Source organism: Mycobacterium sp. NGS66 (genome assembly GCF_059812225.1).
In genome coordinates this window covers 1-210 of record NZ_JCALCG010000053.1, presented here as the reverse complement: position 1 = coordinate 210, position 210 = coordinate 1, and the positions used below count along the sequence as shown (strand labels likewise).

At 67.1% G+C, this 210-nt stretch carries 1 protein-coding gene; it reads left to right on the top strand.

The window, feature by feature from the left end; genetic code table 11:
- The coding region (locus AC5Y2L_RS28625; RefSeq protein ID WP_499940111.1) for a PPE family protein, SVP subgroup at positions 1-210 on the top strand (210 nt) is incomplete at its 5' end.

Here is a 210-nt window from a genome sequence, read left to right as displayed (position 1 = left end):
GCCACACCCATCGCAGAAATCAACCCGGTATCCACCGAGCCAGCCGGCCTCGCCGGCATCAACACCACCGCCACCTCCAACGCCGGAACCTCCGGGCTGCTACGCGGCATACCGCTCTCCGGCGCCGGAACCGGCCGACGCAGCGCCGGCTACGTCACCAAATACGGCTTCCGCTACAACGTGCTCACCCGCTCACCATCCGCCGGATAA